This window comes from Streptomyces sp. NPDC001927, assembly GCF_053594455.1.
Genome location: NZ_JBSFEN010000007.1, coordinates 192,253 through 215,265 on the forward strand (window position 1 = coordinate 192,253; position 23,013 = coordinate 215,265).

The following is a 23,013-nucleotide window of genomic DNA, read 5'->3' on the forward strand; positions in this document are numbered from 1 at the left end:
ATGCCTCCCGCTCACCTGGTCCACCGGTCGGTCTCCCGCACCCTTCCCCTCGGGGTCGCCGCAGGAACCTCTGCAGCCAGCATTCTGCGCAGGCATCCCAGGCAACGGGAACGCATGGGCCCCAGACTGCCCTGTGAGATACCCAACTCTCCTGCGATTTCTCGGTAGGTGGGGTCGGCGGGGTCGAGCATCGCGGTGAGCAGCCGCGGGCAGTGACCGGGGGTGCGGCGGACGGCGGCGCGGACGGCGCGGCGGCGTTCGGTCGTCAGGGCGGTGGACTCGGGGGTGGCGTCGTGCGGATCGCCGGCCTCCTCGCCCGGGTACGGGCGCTCCCGCAGGGCGGAGCGCCGGGCGCGGCGGGCCTCGGCGCGGACGGCGCGGCGGAGCCAGTCGGCGGGGTGGGTGGGCGCGTCGTCGTCCTGGAGGCGTTCGAGGAGCTTGACCCAGACGGCCTGTTCGAGGTCCCCGGCGTCCACGCCGGCGGCCGGGGCCTCGGCCTTGGACTCGGCGGCGAGGAGGGGGGCGAGGGTGCGGAGGAGGTGGGGGTCGGTCATGACCGGCACGACGGCCCGCTGTCGCGGGCGGTTGCGGTCCGGTGCGTAAACCACCCGGCCGGGCGTTTCCGGCCGGGTGGCGTGGGCCGTGGCGAGGGAGGCTCAGCCGCTCGTGGCGTCCGCGGCGGCCAGCAGGGCCGTGTCCGGGTTGTCGGAGAAGATGCCGTCGATGCCCGTCGCCAGGTAGGTCTTCAGGGCGCCGAAGACGTCGCCGTACGCGTTCGGGTCCGTGCCGCGACGGAAGTCGGCGGGCAGGAAGCTGTTCTCGTTGCGCTGGGTGTACGGGTGGAGGATCAGGCCCTGCGCGTGGGCGTCGCGCACCAGGGTCGTCGGGGTGCCGAGCTTGCCGGTCGCGTCGCGCGGGATGACCAGGTCCAGGGTGGGGCCGATGCCCTGCGCGTACGAGGCGATCCAGCGCAGGCCCTGCGGCGTGACCAGGTCGGCGACGGTGCGCGGGTCACCCGCCTGGACGAAGTCCCAGGGGCGGCTGCTCGCGGCGGAGAGCAGCACGACGCGCGGGGAGTTCACGAGCTTCGCCAGGCGCTGGATGCTGCTGGGCTCGAAGGACTGGAGGAAGACCGGGGAGTCGGCGCGGTGGCGGCCGTACCGGCGCAGCAGCTTGGCGAGGGGCTCCTCCAGGCCGAGGCCGAGGGAGCGGAAGTAGCTGGGGTGCTTGGTCTCGACGTGCAGCCAGACCGGGCGGCCCCGGCGGCGGCCCTCGCGCTCGGCCCAGCGGAGGACCTCCTCGAAGGTCGGGATCTGCCAGCGGCCGTCGTAGAGGGTGTTCTCCTGGCGGGTGGCCGGGATGCGCTCCTTGGCGCGGAGCGTCTTGAGCTCGGCGAGCGTGAAGTCCTCGGTGAACCAGCCGGTGTACGAGACGCCGTCCACGGACTTGGTGGTCCTGCGGGAGGCGAACTCGGGGTGGTCGGCGACGTCGGTCGTGCCGGTGATGTCGTTCTCGTGGCGGCAGACCAGGTGGCCGTCCTTGGTGGGCACGAGGTCCTGCTCGATCACGTGGGCGCCGAGGTCGAGGGCGAGCTGGTAGGAGCCGAGCGTGTGCTCGGGGCGGTAGCCGCTCGCGCCGCGGTGGGCGATCACGGTGGGGACGGGGAGGGAGCGGTACCCGTGCCCGTGGCCGTGTCTGCGGTCCTGGCTCGCGCCCTGGGCCTCGGCTGCCTGTGCCGGGCCGGCGGCGAGGACCGCGGAGGCGCCGAGGACGGCGGCTCCGGCCACCCCGGTCACGGCCGCGCCGGCCGCGCCGAGGACCGTGCGTCGAGCGGGGCTCGCGTGCTCACCCTGGGTCATGAAGGCTCCTTCGATGTGATGTCCCGCACCTGTCAAACGCGGCTCCGACAGTAGGCAGTCGGCCCCTCCGTGCGACAGACCTGGGCCGAACACAGCGGAAACACACGTCAACACTGCGTATCCACTCGATGAACCCGATGTGCGGACGGGGCCGACCCGCGAGTATCGTCCTCACCTGCACAGCCCCCTCGTACGACGCCGTCCCCGCCCCCGACACCGGAGGAACCGTTGTCCCGTCTCGCACTCATCAAGGCAGTGCTCGGACCGCTCCTGCGCCTGATGTTCCGCCCCCGTGTCGACGGCGCGGAGAACATCCCCGGGACGGGTCCGGTGATCCTGGCGGGCAACCACCTCACCTTCATCGACTCGATGATCATGCCGATCTGCATCGACCGGCCGGTCTTCTTCATCGGCAAGGACGAGTACGTCACGGGCAAGGGCCTGAAGGGCCGACTGATGGCCTGGTTCTTCACCAGCGTCGGCATGATCCCGGTGGACCGCGACGGCGGCCGGGGCGGCGTCGCGGCGCTGATGACGGGCCGCCGGGTTCTGGAGGAGGGCAGGATGTTCTCCATCTACCCGGAGGGCACGCGCTCCCCCGACGGCCGGCTGTACCGGGGCCGTACCGGCATCGCGCGACTGACGCTGATGACCGGCGCGCCGGTGGTGCCGTTCGCGATGATCGGCACGGACAAGATCCAGCCGGGCGGGGCGGGGCTGCCCCGGCCGGGCCGGGTGACGGTCCGCTTCGGCGAGCCGATGGAGTTCTCCCGGTACGAGGGGATGGACCGCGACCGCTATGTCCTGCGGGCGGTGACGGACTCCGTGATGGCCGAGGTGATGCGCCTGTCGGGCCAGGAGTACGTGGACATGTACGCCACGAAGGCGAAGGCCGCGTAGCCGGCACGACGTGACGAACGAGTGGGCCCCGCACGGCTGTTGTCGCCGTGCGGGGCCCACTCTCTTGTCATCCGTCAGTGCTCGATGCCGTCTTCCAGCTTCTGGCCCTTCAGGAGGAACCAGGCAGCCACGGCCGTGGCGAGCAGGACCGCCGCGCCGACGCCGGCCGCCAGGTTGAGGCCGTCGACGAAGGCGTCCTGGGCCGTGGACACCAGGGCGTTCGCCGAGTCGGGGGCGAGGCCCGCGGAGGCCTCGACCGCGCCGCCGAGCGACTCGTGCGCCGCCGCCGCGGTGTCCGCGGGGACGCCCGCCGGGGTCACGAAGCCCTGGTAGACGCCGGTGACGATCGAGCCGAGGAGCGCGATGCCGAGGGCCGCGCCCAGTTCGTACGCGGTCTCGGAGACGGCGGAGGCCGAACCCGCCTGCTCCTTGGGCACGCTGGACAGGATCACGTCCGCCGTGACGGTGAACGAGAAGCCGGCGCCGAGGCCGACGACGAGCAGGGCCGCGCCGAGCAGCGGGTAGCCGGTGTCCTTGTGGATCACGGTGACGACGGCGAGGGCGAGCCCGATCGCCGCGAGACCGCCGGCCACGATGCCCCGCACGGAGAACCGCCGGGCGTACCGGCCCGCGACCAGACCCGTGACCACCGCGCCGATGGCGGCGGGCAGTTCGGCGAGACCGGCCTCGAGCGGCTCACGGCCCTGGACGAGCTGGAGGAACTGGGAGAGGAAGAAGACCAGGCCGGACAGGCCGAAGACGGTGAGCAGGTCGGCGAGGACCGCGCCCGAGAAGCCGCGGTGCTTGAACAGCCGCATGTCGAGCAGGGGTGCGGTCAGCCGGTGCTGACGGCGTACGAAGGCCCACAGGGCGGTGGCGCCGATGAGGGCGGCGGCCCCGATCTCCCAGGACAGGCCGTGCGAGGCCGCCTCCTTGATGGCGTATACGACACCGATGACACCGACGAGCGAGAGCCCGACGCTGATCAGGTCCCAGGGGCCCGCGACCGGGTTCTTGGACTCGGGCAGCAGCTTGATGCCGACGAGGACCAGGGCGGCCATGACGGGCAGGTTGATGAGGAAGACCGAGCCCCACCAGAAGTGCTGGAGCAGCGCTCCGCCGACGACGGGGCCGACGGCCGCGCCGGCCGAGGCGGTGGCGCCCCAGATGCCGATGGCGAGGCTGCGCTCCTTGGGGTCGTGGAAGATGTTCCGGATCAGCGCCAGGGTCGACGGCATCAGGGTGGCACCGGCGACACCGAGGAGCGCGCGGGCGACGATCATCATCTCGGGGCTGGTGGCGTATGCGTTGAGCACCGAGACGGCGCCGAAGGCGGTCGCGCCGATCAGGAGCAGCTTCTTGCGGCCGATCCGGTCACCGAGGGAACCCATGGAGACCAGGAGTCCGGCGATGACGAAGGAGTAGATGTCGCCGATCCAGAGCAGCTGGGTGCCGGTCGGCTTCAGGTCCTCGCTGAGGGCGGGTGTGGCGAGCCCGAGGACGGTGGCGTCCACCGCGACCAGGAGGACCGCGAGGACGAGAACAGAGAGGGCGAGCCAGCGGCCGGGGCTCTTCACCCCGTGCCCTGTCGTCGGGTTCAGTTGGCGGGTGCCGCTCATTTCTCCACGCTCCGTCGTGCGCCACCGAGCATGAGCTCGGTGATCATGAATTGGAAGTCCTTGGCCGCGACCCGGCCGTCAATGACGGCCCAGGCGCAGGAGGAGGCGAGGCCGTACAGGGCCTCGGTGAGCCACGCGGGGCTCAGGTCGATCCGGAAGGTGCCCTCTTCCTGACCGCGTCTGAAGAGGTCGCTGACCCGGGCGTCGAGCCGGGCCCAGCCCTCGTTGATCTGGTCGCCCTCGAAGAGCTGGTTCTCGGTGACGAGGAAGGCCATCAGCTGGGCGTTGGGCTCGATCTCCGCGACGAGTCGCCGCACGGCCTCGTCGGCGGGGCCCTCGTCGAGGCGCGCCGCGTCGAGCGCGGCCTCGAACTCCTCGATCCCCATCGCTTCGAGCGCCCTGACCAGGGCGTCCCGCCCGGCGAAGTGCCGGTGCAGGGTCGCCCGGCCGATCCCCGCGGCCCGGGCGACCTCGTCCATGGTGGCGGTCGATTTCCGGGAGAGCAGGGCGGCGGCGGCGAGGAGCACCTGGGCGCGGTCGACTGTCATGAGACGACCATACACCGAATGAGACGTTCGTGTCTCATTCGATAAATCCACGCCTCACCACGAGGCGGGAAGGAATGCTGTGAACATGACCAAGCCGCTGCTGCTCATCGACGTGGACGGGCCGCTGAATCCGTACGCGGCCCAGGCCGAGCGCCGCCCGGAGGGGTATACGACGCACCGGATGCGACCGGACGGCTGGTACGACACGAAGCCGCTGCGGGTGTGGCTGAACCCCGCGCACGGCGCGGAGCTGCTGGCGCTCGCCGAGGCGTACGAGCTGGTGTGGGCGACGACCTGGAAGGGCGAGGCGAACGCCTGGATAGGGCCGCATCTCGGGCTGCCCGAGCTGCCGTTCATCGACTGGCCCCAGATGCACGGAAAGGCCCCTCGCGGGACCTTCTGGAAGACGCATGACATCCTGGAGTACGCGGAGGGCCGGCCGTTCGCCTGGGTGGACGACGACATCACGTCGTACGACCGGGAGTACGTGGACCGGAACCACCTCGCCGCCACCCTGCTCCTGCACGTCGATCCCCGGCTCGGACTGCTCCGGCCGGACTTCGACGCGCTCGCGGAGTGGGCGGCGGCGATGTGACGGTGCTGAGGGTTACTGCTCGGCTGGGGGTTACTGCCCGGCTGAGGGTTACCGCTTGCCTGGGGGTTACTGCTTCGCGGTGGCCCAGGCGTGCTGGATCACCAGGTCCGCCTTGACCTCGACCAGCTGGGCGGCGACCGCCGACGGGGCCGTACCACCGCGGCCGTCGCGGGAGGCGAGCGCGCCCGGGACGTTGAGGACCGTGCGAACCTCGGGGGTGAGGTGCTCGGAGATCTTGGCGAACTGGTCGTCCGTGAGCTCGTCCAGCTCCTTGCCCTCCGCCTCGGCGACCTTCACGCACTCGCCGGCCACCTCGTGCGCCACCCGGAACGGCACGCCCTGCTTGACCAGCCACTCGGCGATGTCGGTCGCGAGTGAGAAGCCGGCCGGGGCGAGCTCCTCCATCCGCTCCCGGTTCACGGTGAGCGTGGCCATCATGCCGGTGAAGGCGGGCAGCAGGACCTCCAGCTGGTCGCAGGAGTCGAAGACCGGCTCCTTGTCCTCCTGGAGGTCGCGGTTGTACGCGAGCGGCAGCGCCTTGAGCGTGGCCATCAGACCGCTCAGGTTGCCGATCAGGCGGCCCGACTTGCCCCGCGCCAGCTCGGCGATGTCCGGGTTCTTCTTCTGCGGCATGATCGACGAGCCGGTGGAGAAGGCGTCGTGCAGGGTCACGAAGGAGAACTCCTTCGTGTTCCAGATGATGATCTCCTCCGCGATACGGGAGAGGTTGACCCCGATCATCGCGGTGATGAAGGCGAACTCGGCGACGAAGTCGCGCGAGGCCGTGCCGTCGATGGAGTTGCCCGCCGAACCCCGCTCGAAGCCGAGGTCCTTGGCGACCGCCTCCGGGTCGAGCCCGAGGGAGGAGCCGGCCAGGGCGCCGGAGCCGTACGGCGAGACCGCGGTACGGGTGTCCCACTGCCGCAGCCGCTCCGCGTCCCGGGAGAGGGACTGGACGTGGGCGAGGACGTGATGGGCGAAGAGCACCGGCTGGGCGTGCTGGAGGTGGGTCCGGCCCGGCATGGCGACGTCCGGGTGGGCCTCGGCGAGGCCCACGAGCGCGTCCTGGAGGTCGGCGATCAGGCCGCCGATGATCCGGGCGTGGTCGCGCAGGTACATCCGGAAGAGCGTCGCGACCTGGTCGTTGCGGGACCGGCCGGCGCGCAGCTTGCCGCCGAGGTCCGGGCCGAGGCGCTCCAGGAGGCCCCGCTCCAGGGCGGTGTGGACGTCCTCGTCGGCGATGGTGCCGACGAAGGAGCCGTCGGCGACGTCGGCTTCGAGCTGGTCGAGGCCGCCGAGCATGCGCGTCAGCTCGTCCTCGGTGAGCAGCCCGGCCTTGTGGAGCACGCGCGCGTGGGCGCGGGAACCGGCGATGTCGTACGGCGCGAGGCGCCAGTCGAAGTGGACCGACGCGGACAGCTTCGCCAGGGCCTCGGCCGGACCGTCGGCGAAACGGCCGCCCCAGAGCCGTACGTCACCGTTGTTGCTGCTCACAGCTGCTGCTCCTCGGGAGGGTGGGTGCAAGGCCGCCTCCCCGGTCCCTGCGGTGGGGAGGCGGCTGTGGAACGAGTCGTGGTTACGCGAGGTCACGCCGGGCGGCGATCTTCGCGGAGAGCGCGAAGATGTCGATGAAGCCCTGCGCCTTGGACTGGTCGAAGGTGTCGCCCGAGTCGTAGGTCGCGAGGTTGAAGTCGTACAGCGACTCCTCGGACTTCCGGCCGGTGACGACGGCGCGGCCGCCGTGCAGGGTCATCCGGACGTCGCCGGTGACGTGCTGGTTGGCCTCCTTGATGAAGCCGTCGAGCGCGCGCTTGAGCGGGGAGAACCAGAGGCCGTCGTAGACGAGTTCGCCCCAGCGCTGCTCGACCTGCCGCTTGTAGCGGGCGAGTTCGCGCTCGACGGTGACGTTCTCCAGCTCCTGGTGGGCGGTGATCAGGGCGATCGCGCCGGGAGCCTCGTACACCTCGCGGGACTTGATGCCGACGAGCCGGTCCTCGACCATGTCGATCCGGCCGATGCCCTGGGCTCCGGCGCGCTCGTTGAGTTGCTGGATCGCCTGGAGGACGGTGACGGGCGTGCCGTCGATCGCGACGGGGACGCCCTCCTTGAAGGAGACGACGACCTCGTCGGCCTCGCGCGGGGTGGCCGGGTTCGCGGTGTACTCGTAGATGTCCTCGATCGGCGCGTTCCAGATGTCCTCCAGGAACCCGGTCTCGACGGCGCGCCCGAAGACGTTCTGGTCGATGGAGTACGGGGACTTCTTGGTGGTCGCGATCGGCAGGTCGGCCTTCTCGGCGAAGGCGATGGCCTTGTCGCGGGTCATGGCGTAGTCCCGGACCGGGGCGATGCACGTCAGGTCGGGGCCGAGGGCCTGGATGCCGGCCTCGAAGCGGACCTGGTCGTTGCCCTTGCCGGTGCAGCCGTGGGCGACGATCCCGGCGCCGTGCTTCTTGGCGGCGGCGACGAGGTGCTTGACGATGGCGGGCCGGGAGAGGGCGGAGACGAGGGGGTAGCGGTCCATGTAGAGGGCGTTGGCCTGGATCGCCGGGAGGCAGTACTCCTCGGCGAACTCGTCCTTGGCGTCCGCGACCTCGGCCTCGACGGCCCCACAGGCGAGGGCGCGCTTACGGATGACGTCCAGGTCCTCGCCGCCCTGACCGACGTCGACGGCGACCGCGATGACCTCGGCGCCCGTCTCCTCGGCGATCCAGCCGATGGCGACGGAGGTGTCCAGGCCACCGGAGTAGGCGAGTACGACACGCTCGGTCACGGGTTTCTCCTTACCTTGCAAGCGCTGATATGCATGAGTATGCATTGCTCTGCATGATTCGTCAATCGAGGTCCGGAGGGGACGCCCGCGTGTCGACGGCAGGGTGGGGCGATGCCAGCATGAGAGGGAGAGCGGGAATCGAGGTGCTCGATGAAGGCTCCGTCCGAGAACCGCGCCGCGCGGGGGACGGGGCTGTTCAGCGGGCGGGACCGGGCCGTGATCGCGGCGGCCGCGCTGTCCATGCTGATCGTGCAGATGGACTGGTTCGCGCTCAACCTCACGCTTCCCGTGATCGCCCGGGACTTCCACGAACCGACCACCGATCTGCAGTGGCTGGTGAGCGGGTACATGCTCACCCTGGGCGCCTTCATGATCACCGGAGGGCGGGTCGCCGATGTCCACGGCCGGCGGCGGACGCTCGTCTGCGGACTTGTCGGCTTCGGGGCCGTCTCCGTCTTCTGCGGCCTGGCACCGTCCACCGGGTGGCTCGTCGCGGGGCGGGTCGTGCAGGGGGTGACCGCCGCCTTCGTCTTTCCCGTCGCCGTCGCGGTCGTCACCGGCTACTTCCGGGACGACCGGCAGGGCCGGGCCGTCGGAACGGTCCTCGCCTTCAGCGCCGTGGGCACCGCCCTGGGCCCGTTCGTCGGCGGGACGCTCGCCGAACACGTCAGCTGGCGTGCCGTGTTCTACCTCAACGTGCCGATCTGCGCCGCCGCCGTGTTCCTGATGCTCCGCCACGTCCCGGAGACCCGCGACACCCAGGCCTCGGGCCGGCTCGACCTGGCCGGCGCGGCCGCCATCGCGGGCGGGCTGACGCTGGTCATGCTCGGCGTGGACCAGGGCGCCTCGTGGGGCTGGGCCGCCCCGGCCACCTGGGGCTGCCTCCTCGCCGGAGCCGCGCTGCTCGCCCTCTTCGCCCGTATCGAACGGCGCAGTGAGGAACCGCTGCTCGACCTCGGACTGCTGCGGAACGGCCCGTTCGTCACCATCACCCTGGCCGGGTCCCTGTCCAACGTCGTCTACTGCCTCGTCGCCGTCTTCTCGGCGCTCTACCTCCAGCAGGCGCGGGGCCTGTCGCCCTTCACCTCGGGGCTGATCTTCCTCGCGCTCTCCGTCGGCGCGGGTACGGCCAGCTACTACTCGGGGCACCTGGCGCACCGATGGCGGCCCGAAGTACTCATGGCCGGCGCCATGTTCCTCAGCGGCACCTCGCTGCTCGCCCTGACCTGGTCGACGCCGATCGGCCTGTACCTGGTGGTGTTCGCCGTGGTCGGCGCGGGCCTCGGCCTCGGCTGGGCCCTGACGAACGTCGCCACCCAGTCGTACGTACCGGAGACCCGCCTCGCCGCCGCGTCCGGCTTCGTCCTGACGTCCCTGGTCCTGCTCGGCGCGCTGGCCGTCGCCGTCGCCTCGACGGTCCTCGAGGCGCTCAACGGATCGGCGTCCCGCGCGGCCTCCGACGGCCCGGCCATCGAGCTGGTGCTCCGCGCCGCGGCCGTACTCGCGCTGCTCGGCGGAGTGCTTCTGCTCCGCCTGGTCCGCCGGCCGGAACGGCCGTAGGGGGCGGAGTCGGCCGCGTCCCGCAGCCCTAGCGGTCGTTCTGCGCGAGCCTGAGCAGGTGGTCGGCGAGGGCCTGGCCGCCCGACGGATCGCGGGAGATCAGCATCACGGTGTCGTCGCCCGCGATCGTGCCGAGGATCGGATGGAGTTCGGCCTGGTCGATGGCCGACGCGAGGAACTGGGCCGCGCCCGGCGGGGTCCGCAGGACCACCAGGTTCGCGGAGGCCTCGGCGGAGATCAGCAGCTCACCGGAGAGGCGCCGCATGCGCTCCTCCTTGGCGGACTCGCCGAGCGGCGCCTGCGGGGTGCGGAAACCGCCCTCGCTGGGGACCGCGTAGATCAGCTCGCCGCCCGTGTTGCGGATCTTCACCGCGCCGAGCTCGTCGAGGTCCCGGGAGAGCGTCGCCTGGGTGACGCTCAGCCCGTCGTCCGCGAGGAGCTTGGCGAGCTGGCTCTGCGAGCGCACCGGCTGCCGGTTGAGGATGTCGACGATCCTGCGGTGGCGTGCGGTACGGGTCTGCGGAACGGACGGCCCGCCGTGCTCGGTTTCCTGCGCGTCGGTCATCGTCGTCTCATTCTCCGGTTCGTCCTTGCCCGTTCACCGCTCCGTCGAGGACACCGGGCAGCGCTGCCAGGAACGTGTCCACCTCCGCGTCGGTGATGATCAGTGCCGGCATGAGCCGTACGACATCGGGGGCGGGCGCGTTGACCAGGAGACCGGCGTCCTGAGCCGCCTGCTGCACCTGGGGCGCGAGGGACTCGGTGAGCACGATACCCAGCAGGAGGCCCGCACCACGGACATGGGAGACCAGCGGGTGGTCCAGGCCCTCGATTCCGCTCCGCAGCCGCTCGCCGAGCCGCTTGACCTCGTCGAGGGTTCCGCCGGCCGCGAGGGTGTCGATCACCGCGAGCCCGGCGGCGCAGGCGACCGGGTTCCCGCCGAACGTCGTGCCGTGGTGACCGGGCTCGAAGAGCTCGGCCGCCGCGCCGAAGGCGACGGTCGCGCCGAGCGGCAGCCCACCGCCGAGGCCCTTGGCCAGGGTGACGATGTCGGGGTCGACCCCGTCGTGCCCCTGGTACTCGAACCAGTGGCCTCCGGTCCGGCCGACGCCCGTCTGGACCTCGTCGAGAACCAGGAGGGTGCCGGTGGCCCGGGTGATCTCGCGGGCGGCCTGGAGGTAGCCCGCGGGCGGCACGACCACGCCGTTCTCGCCCTGGATCGGCTCGATGATCACGAGTGCCGTCTCCTCGGTGACCGCGGCGCGCAGCGCCTCGACGTCTCCGTACGGCACGTGCGTGACGTCACCGGGCAGCGGCAGGAACGGGGTCTGCTTGCCGGGCTGGCCGGTGAGGGCGAGCGAGCCCATGGTCCGGCCGTGGAAGCCGCCCTGGGTCGCGACCATGTGGGTACGGCCGGTCAGCCGGCCGATCTTGAAGGCGCCTTCGTTGGCCTCGGCGCCGGAGTTGCAGAAGAAGACCCTGCCCGGCCGGCCGAAGAGCTGGAGCAGCCGCTCGGCGAGCGCGACGGGCGGCTCGGCGACGAAGAGGTTGGAGACATGGCCGAGCGTGGCGATCTGCCGCGACACGGCCTCGACGATCGCCGGGTGCGCGTGGCCGAGCGCGTTGACCGCGATGCCGCCGACGAAGTCGAGGTACTCGGTGCCGTCGGCGTCCCAGACCTTGGCGCCCTCGCCGCGTACGAGGGACAGCTTCGGCGTGCCGTAGTTGTCCATGAGCGCGCCCTGCCAGCGGAAGGCCAGGCCCGCGTTGCCCGCTTCCGCGTTGCCCAGGTCCGCGTTGCTCATTTCCCGTCCCCCGTCGTGTCGTCGGGCACGACCATCGTGCCGATGCCCGAGTCGGTGAAGATCTCCAGCAGGATCGAGTGCTGGACGCGGCCGTCGATCACCCGAGCCGTGGTGACCCCGTTCCGTACGGCGTGCAGACAGCCCTCCATCTTGGGGACCATCCCGCTGGAGAGCTCGGGCAGGAGCTTCTCCAGCTGGCTCGCGGTGAGCCGGCTGATGACCTCGTCGCTGTTGGGCCAGTCCTCGTAGAGGCCCTCGACGTCGGTCAGGACCATCAGGGTCTCGGCGCCCAGCGCCGCAGCGAGAGCCGCAGCCGCCGTATCAGCATTGACGTTGTAGACATGTCCGTCGTCCTCGGAGCGGGCGATGGAGGAGACGACCGGGATCCGGCCGTCCTCCAGGAGCGCCTCGATGGCGCCGGTGTCGATGGCGGTGATCTCGCCGACCCGGCCGATGTCGACCTGCTCGCCCTCGATGACCGGCTGGTGCCTGGTGGCGCTGATGGTGTGGGCGTCCTCGCCGGTCAGACCGACGGCGAACGGTCCGTGCTGGTTGAGCAGGCCGACGAGTTCGCGCTGCACCTGGCCGGCGAGCACCATCCGTACGACGTCCATGGCGTCCTCGGTGGTGACCCGCAGTCCGGCCTTGAACTCGCTGACGATGCCGTGCCGGTCGAGCGCGGCGCTGATCTGCGGTCCGCCGCCGTGCACGACGACCGGCTTGAGGCCGGCGTGGCGCAGGAAGACGACGTCCTGGGCGAAGGCCGCCTTGAGCTCGTCGTCGATCATCGCGTTGCCGCCGAACTTGATGACGACCGTCCTGCCGTGGTGACGGGTCAGCCAGGGCAGCGCCTCGATGAGGATCTCGGCCTTGGGCAGGGCGGTGTGCTTCCTGGTCTCGGTCATGACGAGTACGCGCTGTTCTCGTGGACGTAGTCGGCGGTGAGGTCGTTGGCCCAGATGACGGCCGTCTCGGAGCCGGCGGCGAGGTCGGCGGTGATGGTGACCTCGCGGTAGCGCATGTCGACGAGGTCGCGGTCCTCGCCGACCGATCCGTTCTTGCAGACCCAGACGCCGTTGATGGCGACGTTCAGCCGGTCGGGCTCGAAGGCGGCGGCGGTCGTGCCGATGGCGGAGAGCACCCGGCCCCAGTTGGGGTCCTCGCCGTGGATGGCGCACTTGAGGAGGTTGTTCCGGGCGATGGAGCGGCCCACCTCGACGGCGTCGTCCTCGGTCGCGGCGTTGATCACCTCGATACGGATGTCCTTGCTGGCGCCCTCGGCGTCGCCGATGAGCTGGCGGGCGAGGTCCTGGCAGACGTCCGTCACGGCCTCGGCGAACGCGGCCTGCTCCGGGGTGATGCCGGAGGCGCCGGAGGCGAGGAGGAGGACGGTGTCGTTGGTGGACATGCAGCCGTCGGAGTCGACCCGGTCGAAGGTGACCTTGGTGGACTGCCGCAGCGCGGCGTCGAGGTCCTTGCTGTCGACGTCGGCGTCGGTGGTGAGGACGACGAGCATGGTGGCGAGGCCGGGGGCGAGCATGCCCGCGCCCTTGGCCATGCCGCCGACGGTCCAGCCGTCCTTCGTGACGACGGAGGTCTTGTGGACGGTGTCGGTGGTCTTGATGGCGATGGCGGCCTTCTCGCCGCCGTGCTCGGAGAGCTCGCCGGCGATCTTCTCGACGCCGGCCAGGACCTTGTCCATGGGCAGGAGGAGACCGATGAGACCGGTGGAGGCGACGGCCACCTCGCCCGCGCCGATGCTGGTGCCCCGCGCGGTGAGCACCTCGGCGACCTTCTCGGCCGTCGCGTGGGTGTCCTGGAAGCCCTGGGGGCCGGTGCAGGCGTTGGCGCCGCCGGAGTTGAGGACGACGGCGGCCAGCTCGCCGGTGCTGAGGACCTGCTGGGACCAGAGGACGGGCGCGGCCTTGACGCGGTTGGAGGTGAAGACTCCCGCGGCGGCGCGGCGCGGCCCGGTGTTGACCACGAGGGCCAGGTCCGGGTTGCCGTTCTCCTTGATCCCGGCGGCGATGCCCGCCGCCGTGAATCCCTTCGCCGCTGTGACGCTCATGGAGCGACTCCAATCGTGGAAAGTCCGGTGTCCTCGGGGAGCCCGAGGGCGATGTTCATGCTCTGCACCGCACCGCCGGCGGTGCCCTTGGTCAGGTTGTCGATGGCGCTGATCGCGATGATCCGGCCCGCCGCGACGTCGTGGGCGACCTGGATCTGAACGGCGTTGGAACCGTATACGGACGCCGTGGCCGGCCACTGCCCCTCGGGGAGCAGATGGACGAACGGCTCGTCCGCGAAGGCCTTCTCGTACGCGGCGCGCACGCCCTGCGCGGTGACCCCGGGCTTCGCCTTGGCGGAGCAGGTGGCGAGGATGCCGCGGGCCATGGGCGCGAGGGTGGGCGTGAAGGAGACCCCGACGCGCTCGCCGGCGGCGGCGCTGAGGTTCTGGATCATCTCGGGGGTGTGCCGGTGGCCGCCGCCGACGCCGTACGGGGACATGGAGCCCATGACCTCGCTGCCGAGCAGGTGCGGCTTGAGGGACTTGCCGGCGCCGGAGGTGCCGGTGGCGGCGACGATCACCGCTTCGGGCTCGGCGAGGCCGTGTCCGTACGCGGGGAAGAGCGCGAGGGAGACGGCGGTGGGGTAGCAACCGGGTACCGCGATGCGCTTGGACCCCTCCAGCGCGGCGCGGGCACCCGGCAGTTCCGGGAGGCCGTAGGGCCAGGTGCCGGCGTGCGGGGAGCCGTAGAAGGTCTCCCAGTCGGCGGAGTCCTGGAGCCGGAAGTCGGCGCCCATGTCGACGACGAGGGTGTCCGGGCCGAGCTGCTCGGCGACGGCGGCGGACTGCCCGTGGGGCAGCGCGAGGAAGACGACGTCATGGCCCGCGAGCGCCTCGGCGGTGGTCGGCGCGAGGACGCGGTCGGCGAGCGGCAGCAGGTGCGGCTGAAGGCCGCCGAGCCGCTGACCGGCGTTGGAGTGGCCGGTCAGGGTGCCGATCTCGACGTGGGGGTGGGCGAGGAGAAGACGCAGGAGCTCTCCGCCCGCGTATCCGCTCGCGCCCGCCACTGCTGCTCGTACCGTCATCAGAACCCTCCTCATGGATGGCATGACTATACGCAGAGCCGCAGGTTTATGCAAAGCCGTAGGGGCGACTCCCGCTCTCTATCTGCGACCGAGATTCTTAGTTGGCACATGGAGAGCGCTAGTTGGCACATCTTGGTCCCGTCACGCTGTGTTGCGATCAGTACCGAAGAAGCCCCAATATCGCCGGTCGAGTGGTGCTGCCCTGTGTGAGTGGGCGAGGCAACGATCGCGAAGATCCCGTCGGATTCGAGTCAGCTGGACCAGCTTGTCGTGGCGTACGACGGGGACCCTGGGCTGCGCAATCGACTGAGGCTCGGCGATGACTGGGTACATCGATGGAGCTCGACATGGCTGGTGGGCGACGGCAAGGTCTGCTGGCCGATCCGGGATATGGCTCACGTACCGGTGCTGTCGTCCCGCCCTATGCGGGGTTTCACATGGCGGGCGAAGCAGCGGCATCGGCCCGGACTGGAGGTTATGGCATCGACGGGCTGGAAGCATGGCTTCGAGTCGTTGGAGGAGATGCGCCTGCTGGTCTCGCTGGACTTCCTGAAGGCATCTGAAGTGCTGTCGCAACCGTTCCGGCTGGACTTCGAGTACGTGGGCGGGCAGGCATGGCACATCCCGGACTTCCTGGCCGTGATCGGCGGCGGGATGTGGCTGATGGACGTGCGTCCGATGGGGCTCATCAAGGGGGAGGACGCGCTGAAGTTTGCGGCCGCCCGGGAGGTGGCGGCTGCCTGCGGGTGGCGGTACTCGGTGGTCGCGGGCTGGCGCCCGCATGTCTGGAGCGTCCTTGATCACTTGTCCTCGCGCCGGCGGCCGTCGAGGGACCTGCTCGGCATGCGTGACCAGCTGCTCGCCGCTATCGGCGGACAGCAGGGGCGGGTGATGACGTTCTCCGAGCTGGCGGGCGCTACCAGCGTGCCGGCCGTTGGCCGGGCGAACATCGTCCGGCTGCTCTGGCAGCGCGAGCTCGGCGTTGACCTGGGCAGTCCTCTGCGTGACAGCTCGCTGATCTGGGCGGTGTGATGGCGGCGAGGGGGTTCTTGCAGATCGCGCCAGGCAGACGGGTCGCGCTCAATGGCGTCGAGTGGACGGTCGAAGACGTCCAGGGCCAGCGAGGCCGGCTCACCCTGGTGCATGGCGACGGCCGCGCGGAGACCCGCTCGTTCCGCTGGCTCATCAACCATGCCGACCTGCGGCTCCTGCCGAAGGTCGAAGCGTCGAGGCACCCGTCGCCGGCCGTCCGGCAGCCGAGGACACCGGCCGATCTGACCGAGGGCCAGTTGGGGCGGGCCCGGCTGCGGGCTGCGCACGTGCTGGAAGCCGAGACGGGCTTCCGGGAGGGCCACCCGGCTCGCGCCCTGCCGGGTGAGCCCCGACCGGCCTACGACCCGGACCGCACGACGCTGACTCAGCGCCGCCGCTCGAAGGCAGCGGAAATGGAGGCGATGCCCCGTCCGGAGGCGGTTCGGCTCGGTCTGCAGCACCTCAGCTACCGGACGCTGATGCGCCTGTCGGGTCTGTCGGGTGACAGTCTCCTGCTGGCCTGCGCGGATGGGCGCTGGACACGGCGACGCAGCGGGCACCGCAGTATCACCGAGGAGGTCCGGGAGGCGATCTTCGCCGTCAAGGCCGAGTGCGGCGAACGCGCCCGCGTGAGTCTGGCCGCCAGGCACCGATTGATGCACCAGTACATGCGCGAGCGGTTTCCGACGTTCCCGGCCGAGAAGATCCCTTCCCGTTGGACGTTCGCGGCTGTCTGGAAGGAGTGGTTCGGCCCCGGCGGAGCCCGGCCTCGCTACGGACGGACGGCCGAGGCCGCCGCGGAGGCCGGAGTCTCCGGCCGGATGGTGGTCCACCGGCCGGGCCAGGTTCTGGTGCTGGACTCGACCCCGATGCCGGTGAAGCTGCGCGAGACCGTGTTCGGTGACGCGGTCACCGCGACGCTGACCCTCGCGCTCGATCTCTACACGCACGGGCTGCCGGCCTTCCGGCTCACGCTGCAGTCCGACACGTCGGTCGACGTCGCGATGCTGCTGCGGGACGTGATGCTGCCGCTTCCAATGCGGGACGGCTGGGGCGAGGAGATGGAATGGCCCTACGCCGGGGTCCCGGCCGACGTGATCGCCGAGTTCACTGGACACCGGGTCGCCGCTCTGCCGTTCTTCGCCCCGGAGACGGTCACCACCGACCACGGCGGCCCCTACAAGAACCACGACCTGGTGGAGGCCGAGCGGGAGATCGGCTGCCGGATCCTGCCCGCCCGCGTCCTGCGGCAGACCGACAAGTTCGCGGTCGAGCGCCAGTTCCTCACCATCCAGACCATGCTCTTCGAGCACCTGCTGGGCTTTACCGGCGGCGACGTCGCGGACCGCGGGGCCGACCCGGAACGCGATGCGAGCCTCACGCTCGCGCAGGCCGAGCACCTCATCGCGACCTGGATCGTCCAGATCTGGCAGAACCGCAAACTGGGCGAATATGCACCGAGTTGGGCGCCGGGTGAGGATCACAGTCCCAGCACCCTGTTCGCTGCGGCAATGGAACAGGGTGGCTTCGACCTGGACTTCCCCGAACCGAGCTTCTACTACAAGGTCCTGCGCAAGCACCACGTGAAGATCCATCCGCGTCGCGGGGTGAAGATCCTCGGGCTTTGGTATCACCACCCGGTCCTCGACGAGCCGCGCTTCGGTCAGCCCTCCGCCCGGGGCGGCAAGCACGCGGGCCAGTGGGTGGTCCGCAGTGACCGAAGGGACCGCCGGCAGGTGTTCTTCCAGGACCCTGCCGACCACGAGACCTGGCACATCCTGCGCTGGCGAGGGCTGCCGCCCGAAGGTGAGATCCCCGCTTTCTCGGACAAGACTGCCGACGCCCTCCTGACGCACGTGAGGGCGAACAACATCAGGATCCACTCCGAGAGCGAGCTCCTGGAGCATCTGCTCGGGATCCTCGGCTCGGTCACCCCCGTTGACCAGTGGCCCAGCCAGGCCAAGAAGAAGGCCGGGAAGAAGCAGCGCGTCGCCCAGGCCCGCGAGATCACCCGAGCACAGGCCGCAGCGGCCGACCGCCCCGCCGCCCCGGCCGCCGAAGTCGAGCAGGTTCCGGCCGAGATGCCCGCAGTCTGGGCCGAGCACGCTCGCACGATCGACCACGCGGTCGACGCCGACCGGCGCCAGCGACGCGAGGAAGCACTCGCCGACACCAGGCCCGTCGCTCCAGCAACACTGCACGCGGCCCTGAACCGAAGCCGCATGTTCCGGCTTCCGCCTCCCGACGGCTCGGAAGCCGACACAACTGTCAGGGAGGACGAAACGTGACCCAGGCTCTCTCTCACGACGATTCGGTGGAGGGCCTGCCTTCACGGGCCAGGATCGCCGAGTTGATCCTGAGCAGCCGCCCGTCCCTCGACACCTACGCCGGCTGGCAGCACTACCGCACCCACTGCGATCGCCTCGTCCCTGCCTCCGTGATCTCGCCGAAGCAGTGGTCGATGCTTCCCGCGAGCCGCCAGTACGACTACGACCTCTACCGAGAGCTGACGAATGCGAACCTCCCGCTGCAGGACACCCCCATGCACGACAAGGTCGGCCGGCTGATCCGGCGCCGGTTGAGCGGCAACACGAGGAAGAAGAACGACCCGACCCGCGCCGGCGTCATGATCAGCGGCTGGGGCAATTACGGCAAGACCGCGTCTGTCTGCTCGGCCGGGGCCGTCTTCGAAGCCCAGTGGCTGGAGCTGCACAGCGCTCTCAACCCCGCGGCTGTTCCGGGCACTCGGGACCTCCATGCACCGGTCGTCTATGTCTCGACCCCGGTGACAGCGACACCGAAGAGTCTTTGCGCATCGATCCTGGGCTTTTTCCGGGCCCCGACCCGCAAGTCGGCAACGCTGCCGGAACTGGTACGGCAGGTCTCCGACTCCCTGCACGACCACGGCGTCAAGGCGCTGATCCTCGACGACATCAGCCGGCTGCGGATGCACAGGGCCGACGACCAGGACGTCCTCGACCTGATGCGGGCCTTCATGAGCCTGGACGTCACCTTGATCCTGACCGGCGTCAACATCCCCGGCACCGGGCTGCTTCGCGAGGCCAGATGGAACAGGAAGACCCGGCAGTGGGAAATGCCTCCGCTGGAGTCGACCCGCATCCACGGTCTGGAGGTCACCCAGACCGAGCACCGCTTCGAGCTCATCGAGATCGACCGCTTCCGCTACACCACGGCGAAGCAGATCCAGGCTTTCGTCGATCATCTGGAGGGAATTGAGCAGCACCTGCGGCTCCTCAACGCGAAGGCGGGCATGCTCACCGGCGGCACCATGCCGGAGTACTTGATGCGTCGCACCGGTGGGGTCGTTGGTCTGCTGGGGCGCCTGCTTGAGGACGGCGCCCAGGAGGCCATGGAGTCCGGGAAGGAACTGATCGACGAGAGTGTGCTGGACGAGATCGTGCTCAGGCGGGACGCGCCCGAGCAGGCGCCGGACGAGCCCGTGATCCCAGCCGCCCCGCCGACGGCTGACAAGAAGACCACGCGGGCGAAGCGCCCCCGGAACACCGTTTTCGATGACTCTGGCCCGGCTGCCCGGGCGGGCGCCTGACGGGTGATGCCACGATGCATCCACTGCCCCGGAGCCTCGAGGCTCTGTCTGGAGAGTCCCTGGTCAGCTATCTGCTGCGGCTCGGGCATCGACTCGACCTCTCGCCTCTCCACCTGATTCGCGCGGCGGACTGGATCAAGCGAAACAACCCCAATCACTTCCCCGGCAGTCTGCTGCTGGACCTTTCCAAGCCCCGAGCCGAAGCATTCGCCCGGCTCACGGGACAGACGGCTAGGGAGGTCTCCGCTCTGACGCTGGCGCAGTGGCGGGACCGCTACCCGCCGATCGCCCGGTCCCTGCCCGGCCCGGGGCGCTTGATGAGGCCAGACGCATGGCTCTACGTCGGCTCCCCCCGCTTCTGCCCGTCCTGCCTGGCAGGCGACGGCAGCACGGTCCAGCAACTGCACGGCGGGCCCTGGCTCAAGCTCTGGCACCTGCCCATCGTCTTCGCCTGCACCGAGCATCGGACCTACTTGCAGGCCGCATGCCCGCACTGCGGTCAGCCGCACGAGGCAGAAGGAGCTCTGATCCAACGAGCCAACAACCACACGCTGCATCCAGCGCAATGCCGGTGGACGGTCGACGCGCAGACGCCGAGAAGGAAGTCCTTCGCCTGCGCCGGCAGACTCGATCTCACCGTCTCGGGACGTGACCGGCCCCAACCGACTGCGGACATCCTCCGCTTCCAGAAGTCCCTCCGGGGCCGCCTGAAATCGCCCACTCGAACCACGGACGCATCCGAGTACTTCACCGATCTCCGGCTGGCGACCGCACTGATCATCGCGACATGGCCTCACAGCCGGAGCCTCCTCGACGCCAGCACCGCTGAGCGAATCGACTCCCACTTGCAGGACCCGCGTGTCGTTCCTGGCGGGAGGCGCAACCTGCAAATCCACGACACGCCACCGCGCGACCCCATTGCCTGCGGGGCTCTGCTCATGGCCGCAGATCGCCTGCTTTTGAGAGACGACCTGCCTGACCTCATCTCGGATCTCACGCGCGCGGCCTTCGGCAGCCCGTCGAGTCGAACGCCATGGGCCGTTCTCTACGACAAGCACAAGAACGACTGCTCTGAGCGACTCCGCCAGGTCGCTGAACCCGTGACTCGGACGTTTCCCCGGGTCAACGGCCGCAGAGGCACACGAGGACCACTCCGAAGCGGCTACTACCAACCCGAGCACATCCCGGCGTTTCTGGAGCCCGACTGGTATCAGCGCTTCCTGGCCACCTGCGCGGGCTCAGAAGTCAAGTCCGTGCGCAGGGCCGCCGCCGTCCGGCTGGTCCAGTGGACCATGGGCGGAACCTATGACGACGCCGCGCGATTCCTCGGGATCACCCCCGTCCAGACCCACCTACTCTCGGCACGCGAGACCCGGCGCTCAGGGCGAACAGGCTGCAACCCTCTTGAATTCGACAGGGCTCTACGCGCTCTTGCCTCCGAACTGCAATCAGCACGTCAACCACTCGTTGACTACCGGCGCAGGCGCGAAGCGCTCCAGGAGTGGGTACTCGGCATCGACGCATGGAATGCGCTGGTCAGCGAACTTCCGCCCACGCTCGTCCAGTTCCGCACCCGGACTGATGACCGCAAGCGCCAGAATGCCTCGGTATTCGTCTGGACGCTGGTCACGCGAGGCGAGCACCTCTTCGCTCCCCGTCCACTCGAAGCCGCACAACCCACCGAGATCCAGCAACAGTGGGCCGCGCGGCGGAACACCGTATGGTTCCAGTTCTCCCGCCCCGATTCACTGCCTCATTACGCGGACCTCCGCCGAGTCCTCGCCACCTACGCGCAGCGACTTGCCCGGGACATCGACTCGGGTGCTGGACAGATCGGCATCAGCACCGTCGGCAATCACGCAAAGTGACCATCGGCGCCCTTGAGGTGCCAACTATCCCGCTCGGGATGTGCCAACAAGAATTCTCCGAGCGAGCCTGACCTGCACGGCTCAGGCCGAGATGTGCCAACTAAAGATCTCGGTCACACTATCTGCAACCTCCATTGTTCCTAGACTGGCGAGATGGAGGACATCGACGCGATCGCGATGCTGCAGGACCCGGTACGGCGGCGCCTGTACGAGTACGTGGCGGCCCAGGGGCGCGAGGTCGGCAGGAACGAGGCCGCCGAGGCGGCCGGGGTGGCGCGCACGCTCGCCGCGCACCATCTGGACCGGCTGACCGAGGCCGGGCTCCTGGAGAGCGGGAGCCGGCGGCTGACCGGGCGTTCGGGGCCGGGGGCGGGGCGGCCCGCCAAGGTCTACACGCGGGCGCGGGCCGAGTGGTCGGTGGCGCTGCCCGCCCGCGACTACCGCACCGCCGCCGAGCTGCTCGCCGAGGCCGCCGAGCAGGCCGGGCTCGACGCCGGGCTCTGCGCGGCCGCCCGCCGCCGGGGCGAGGCCCTGCGCGGCTCCGCCGCCCCCTGCGGCGACCTCGACGAGGCCGCGCGAACGCTGGCGGCCCGCGGGTACGAGCCGCACATGGAGGACGCCGACGGCGCCGCGCGGGTCGTCCGGATGCGCAACTGCCCCTTCCACGCCGTCGCCGAGCGTTTCCCGCCCCTCGTGTGCGGCATGAACCTCGCCCTCCTGGAGGGGCTGCTCGGCACGGACGGCCCCCTCCGGGCCCGGATGGACGCGCGGCCGGGAGAGTGCTGCGTCGTGGTCGAAGACTCTAAAAACAATGGTGATTGACATAGAAAAGCGGGCCGTGCTGGGATGACGCCATGACCTCACCCGTGCGCGCCCTCCACCTCGCCCAGCTCAACGTCGCCACGCTCCTCCACCCCATCGACGACCCGCGCATCGCGCCGTTCGTCGAGATGCTCGACCCGGTCAACACGGCGGCCGACGGCGCGCCCGGCTTCGTCTGGCGGCTCGTGGAGGAGGGGGCGCCCGACGCCACGGGCCTGCGCCCGGCGGGCGAGGACGTCATCGTGAACCTGTCGGTGTGGGAGAGCCAGGACGCCCTGTGGGACTTCGCGTACCGCAGCGGGCACCTGGAGGTCATGCGGCGGCGCCGCGACTGGTTCGCCCGGCACGTCGAGGCGCACCTGGTGCTCTGGTGGGTCCCCGCCGGGCACGTCCCGACCGTCGGCGAGGCCCTGGAACGGCTGGCGGAGCTGCGGGCGCACGGGCCGTCGCCGCGCGCGTTCACCTTCGCCGCCTCGTACACCGCCGACGAGGCCGCCCCGCACCTCCAGAAGGTCCGCCAGGTCAGGACTTTCGGGGCTGGTTGAAGCGGAGCAGGTTCCCTGAGGGGTCGCGGAAGGCGCAGTCACGGACTCCGTACGGCTGGTCGACCGGCTCCTGGAGGACCTCTCCCCCGGCGGCCCTGATGCGCTCGAAGGTGGCGTCGACATCGTCCGTCTGGAAGATCACCCCGCGGAGCAGGCCCTTCGCGAGCATCTCCGCCATCGCCCGGCGGTCCGCGGGTGAGGCGTTGGGGTCGGCGAGCGGCGGTTCGAGGACGATCTCCACGTCGGGCTGCTCGGGCGAGCCGACGGTGACCCAGCGCATCCCCTCGAAGCCGACGTCGTTACGGACTTCCATGCCGAGGACGTCCCGATAGAAGGTGAGCGCCTTGTCGTGGTCGTCGACCGCGATGAAGCACTGTGCGAGCTTGATGGTCATGGCTCCGACGATAGGAGCCGGGGACGGATTCCGCT

The 23,013-nt window shown here is 70.3% G+C and carries 21 protein-coding genes; 9 read left to right on the plus strand and 12 right to left on the minus strand.

Annotated elements, in window-relative coordinates; all coding sequences use genetic code 11:
- Positions 1-11: 11 nt before the first annotated feature.
- Positions 12-554 (minus strand): sigma-70 family RNA polymerase sigma factor, encoded by a 543-nt coding sequence (locus ACWCO8_RS20710; RefSeq protein WP_451033446.1) that lies wholly within the window; start codon positions 552-554, stop codon positions 12-14.
- 102 nt (positions 555-656) lie between these two features.
- On the minus strand, positions 657-1,859 hold the full coding sequence (locus ACWCO8_RS20715; protein WP_362004649.1) for a glycerophosphodiester phosphodiesterase: 1,203 nt from the start codon (positions 1,857-1,859) through the stop codon (positions 657-659).
- A gap of 228 nt (positions 1,860-2,087) precedes the next feature.
- Between ACWCO8_RS20715 and ACWCO8_RS20720 the strand changes: the two genes are divergently transcribed.
- Complete coding sequence (locus ACWCO8_RS20720) at positions 2,088-2,759, plus strand: lysophospholipid acyltransferase family protein (protein WP_362004647.1); 672 nt, start codon at positions 2,088-2,090, stop codon at positions 2,757-2,759.
- 74 nt (positions 2,760-2,833) lie between these two features.
- Here ACWCO8_RS20720 and ACWCO8_RS20725 read toward each other — a convergent pair whose 3' ends face one another.
- Together ACWCO8_RS20725 and ACWCO8_RS20730 are read right to left on the minus strand one after the other, a co-directional pair.
- On the minus strand, positions 2,834-4,378 hold the full coding sequence (locus ACWCO8_RS20725; RefSeq protein WP_451033447.1) for an MFS transporter: 1,545 nt from the start codon (positions 4,376-4,378) through the stop codon (positions 2,834-2,836).
- Complete coding sequence (locus ACWCO8_RS20730) at positions 4,375-4,926, minus strand: TetR/AcrR family transcriptional regulator (protein WP_451033448.1); 552 nt, start codon at positions 4,924-4,926, stop codon at positions 4,375-4,377. The genes ACWCO8_RS20725 and ACWCO8_RS20730 overlap by 4 nt, the downstream gene beginning before the upstream one ends.
- Positions 4,927-5,011: 85 nt before the next feature.
- Here ACWCO8_RS20730 and ACWCO8_RS20735 point away from each other — a divergent pair, with 85 nt between their 5' ends.
- On the plus strand, positions 5,012-5,521 hold the full coding sequence (locus ACWCO8_RS20735; protein ID WP_451033449.1) for an HAD domain-containing protein: 510 nt from the start codon (positions 5,012-5,014) through the stop codon (positions 5,519-5,521).
- Between the two features lie 66 nt (positions 5,522-5,587).
- Here ACWCO8_RS20735 and argH read toward each other — a convergent pair whose 3' ends face one another.
- Complete coding sequence (gene argH / locus ACWCO8_RS20740; protein WP_451033450.1) at positions 5,588-7,015, minus strand: argininosuccinate lyase; 1,428 nt, start codon at positions 7,013-7,015, stop codon at positions 5,588-5,590.
- A gap of 82 nt (positions 7,016-7,097) precedes the next feature.
- Entirely contained in the window at positions 7,098-8,291 is a 1,194-nt protein-coding gene (locus ACWCO8_RS20745; protein ID WP_451033451.1) for an argininosuccinate synthase, read from the minus strand.
- 150 nt (positions 8,292-8,441) lie between these two features.
- On the opposite strand from ACWCO8_RS20745, the gene ACWCO8_RS20750 reads away from it, so the two are divergent.
- Positions 8,442-9,851, plus strand: coding sequence for an MFS transporter (locus ACWCO8_RS20750; RefSeq protein WP_451033452.1), 1,410 nt, complete (start codon positions 8,442-8,444; stop codon positions 9,849-9,851).
- A 28-nt stretch (positions 9,852-9,879) separates the two neighbouring features.
- On the opposite strand, the gene ACWCO8_RS20755 is transcribed toward ACWCO8_RS20750, so the two are convergent.
- From ACWCO8_RS20755 to argC, 5 genes are read right to left on the minus strand one after another with little or no spacing between them, the layout of a single operon-like run.
- On the minus strand, positions 9,880-10,416 hold the full coding sequence (locus ACWCO8_RS20755) for an arginine repressor (protein ID WP_362004631.1): 537 nt from the start codon (positions 10,414-10,416) through the stop codon (positions 9,880-9,882).
- Positions 10,417-10,423: 7 nt separating this feature from the next.
- Positions 10,424-11,656 carry an acetylornithine transaminase gene (locus ACWCO8_RS20760; protein ID WP_451033453.1) on the minus strand — a complete coding sequence of 411 codons (1,233 nt, stop codon included), beginning with the start codon at positions 11,654-11,656 and terminating at the stop codon, positions 10,424-10,426.
- Positions 11,653-12,561 carry an acetylglutamate kinase gene (gene argB / locus ACWCO8_RS20765; RefSeq protein WP_362004625.1) on the minus strand — a complete coding sequence of 303 codons (909 nt, stop codon included), beginning with the start codon at positions 12,559-12,561 and terminating at the stop codon, positions 11,653-11,655. Before argB ends, ACWCO8_RS20760 begins: the two co-directional genes overlap by 4 nt.
- On the minus strand, positions 12,558-13,724 hold the full coding sequence (gene argJ, locus ACWCO8_RS20770; protein ID WP_451033454.1) for a bifunctional glutamate N-acetyltransferase/amino-acid acetyltransferase ArgJ: 1,167 nt from the start codon (positions 13,722-13,724) through the stop codon (positions 12,558-12,560). The genes argB and argJ overlap by 4 nt, the downstream gene beginning before the upstream one ends.
- Positions 13,721-14,749, minus strand: coding sequence for an N-acetyl-gamma-glutamyl-phosphate reductase (gene argC, locus ACWCO8_RS20775; protein WP_451033455.1), 1,029 nt, complete (start codon positions 14,747-14,749; stop codon positions 13,721-13,723). Before argC ends, argJ begins: the two co-directional genes overlap by 4 nt.
- Positions 14,750-14,959: 210 nt before the next feature.
- Here argC and ACWCO8_RS20780 point away from each other — a divergent pair, with 210 nt between their 5' ends.
- From ACWCO8_RS20780 to ACWCO8_RS20805, 6 genes are all read left to right on the plus strand, one after another.
- Positions 14,960-15,781: a hypothetical protein gene (locus ACWCO8_RS20780; RefSeq protein WP_451033456.1), complete on the plus strand. Its 822-nt coding sequence runs from the start codon at positions 14,960-14,962 to the stop codon at positions 15,779-15,781.
- A complete protein-coding gene (locus ACWCO8_RS20785) occupies positions 15,781-18,069 on the plus strand; it encodes a transposase (protein ID WP_451033457.1) in 2,289 nt (762 codons plus the stop codon). Before ACWCO8_RS20780 ends, ACWCO8_RS20785 begins: the two co-directional genes overlap by 1 nt.
- Positions 18,066-19,349, plus strand: coding sequence for a TniB family NTP-binding protein (locus ACWCO8_RS20790; RefSeq protein ID WP_451033458.1), 1,284 nt, complete (start codon positions 18,066-18,068; stop codon positions 19,347-19,349). The genes ACWCO8_RS20785 and ACWCO8_RS20790 overlap by 4 nt, the downstream gene beginning before the upstream one ends.
- A 14-nt stretch (positions 19,350-19,363) precedes the next feature.
- Complete coding sequence (locus ACWCO8_RS20795) at positions 19,364-21,217, plus strand: TniQ family protein (protein WP_451033459.1); 1,854 nt, start codon at positions 19,364-19,366, stop codon at positions 21,215-21,217.
- Positions 21,218-21,370: 153 nt separating this feature from the next.
- Positions 21,371-22,039 carry a helix-turn-helix transcriptional regulator gene (locus tag ACWCO8_RS20800; protein ID WP_451033460.1) on the plus strand — a complete coding sequence of 223 codons (669 nt, stop codon included), beginning with the start codon at positions 21,371-21,373 and terminating at the stop codon, positions 22,037-22,039.
- 32 nt (positions 22,040-22,071) lie between these two features.
- Positions 22,072-22,584 (plus strand): DUF3291 domain-containing protein, encoded by a 513-nt coding sequence (locus tag ACWCO8_RS20805; RefSeq protein ID WP_451033461.1) that lies wholly within the window; start codon positions 22,072-22,074, stop codon positions 22,582-22,584.
- Here the strand turns inward: ACWCO8_RS20805 and ACWCO8_RS20810 are convergent.
- Positions 22,562-22,978, minus strand: a complete 417-nt coding sequence (locus ACWCO8_RS20810; RefSeq protein ID WP_451033462.1) for a VOC family protein — start codon at positions 22,976-22,978, stop codon at positions 22,562-22,564. The genes ACWCO8_RS20805 and ACWCO8_RS20810 overlap by 23 nt on opposite strands.
- Between the last annotated feature and the right edge of the window lie 35 nt (positions 22,979-23,013).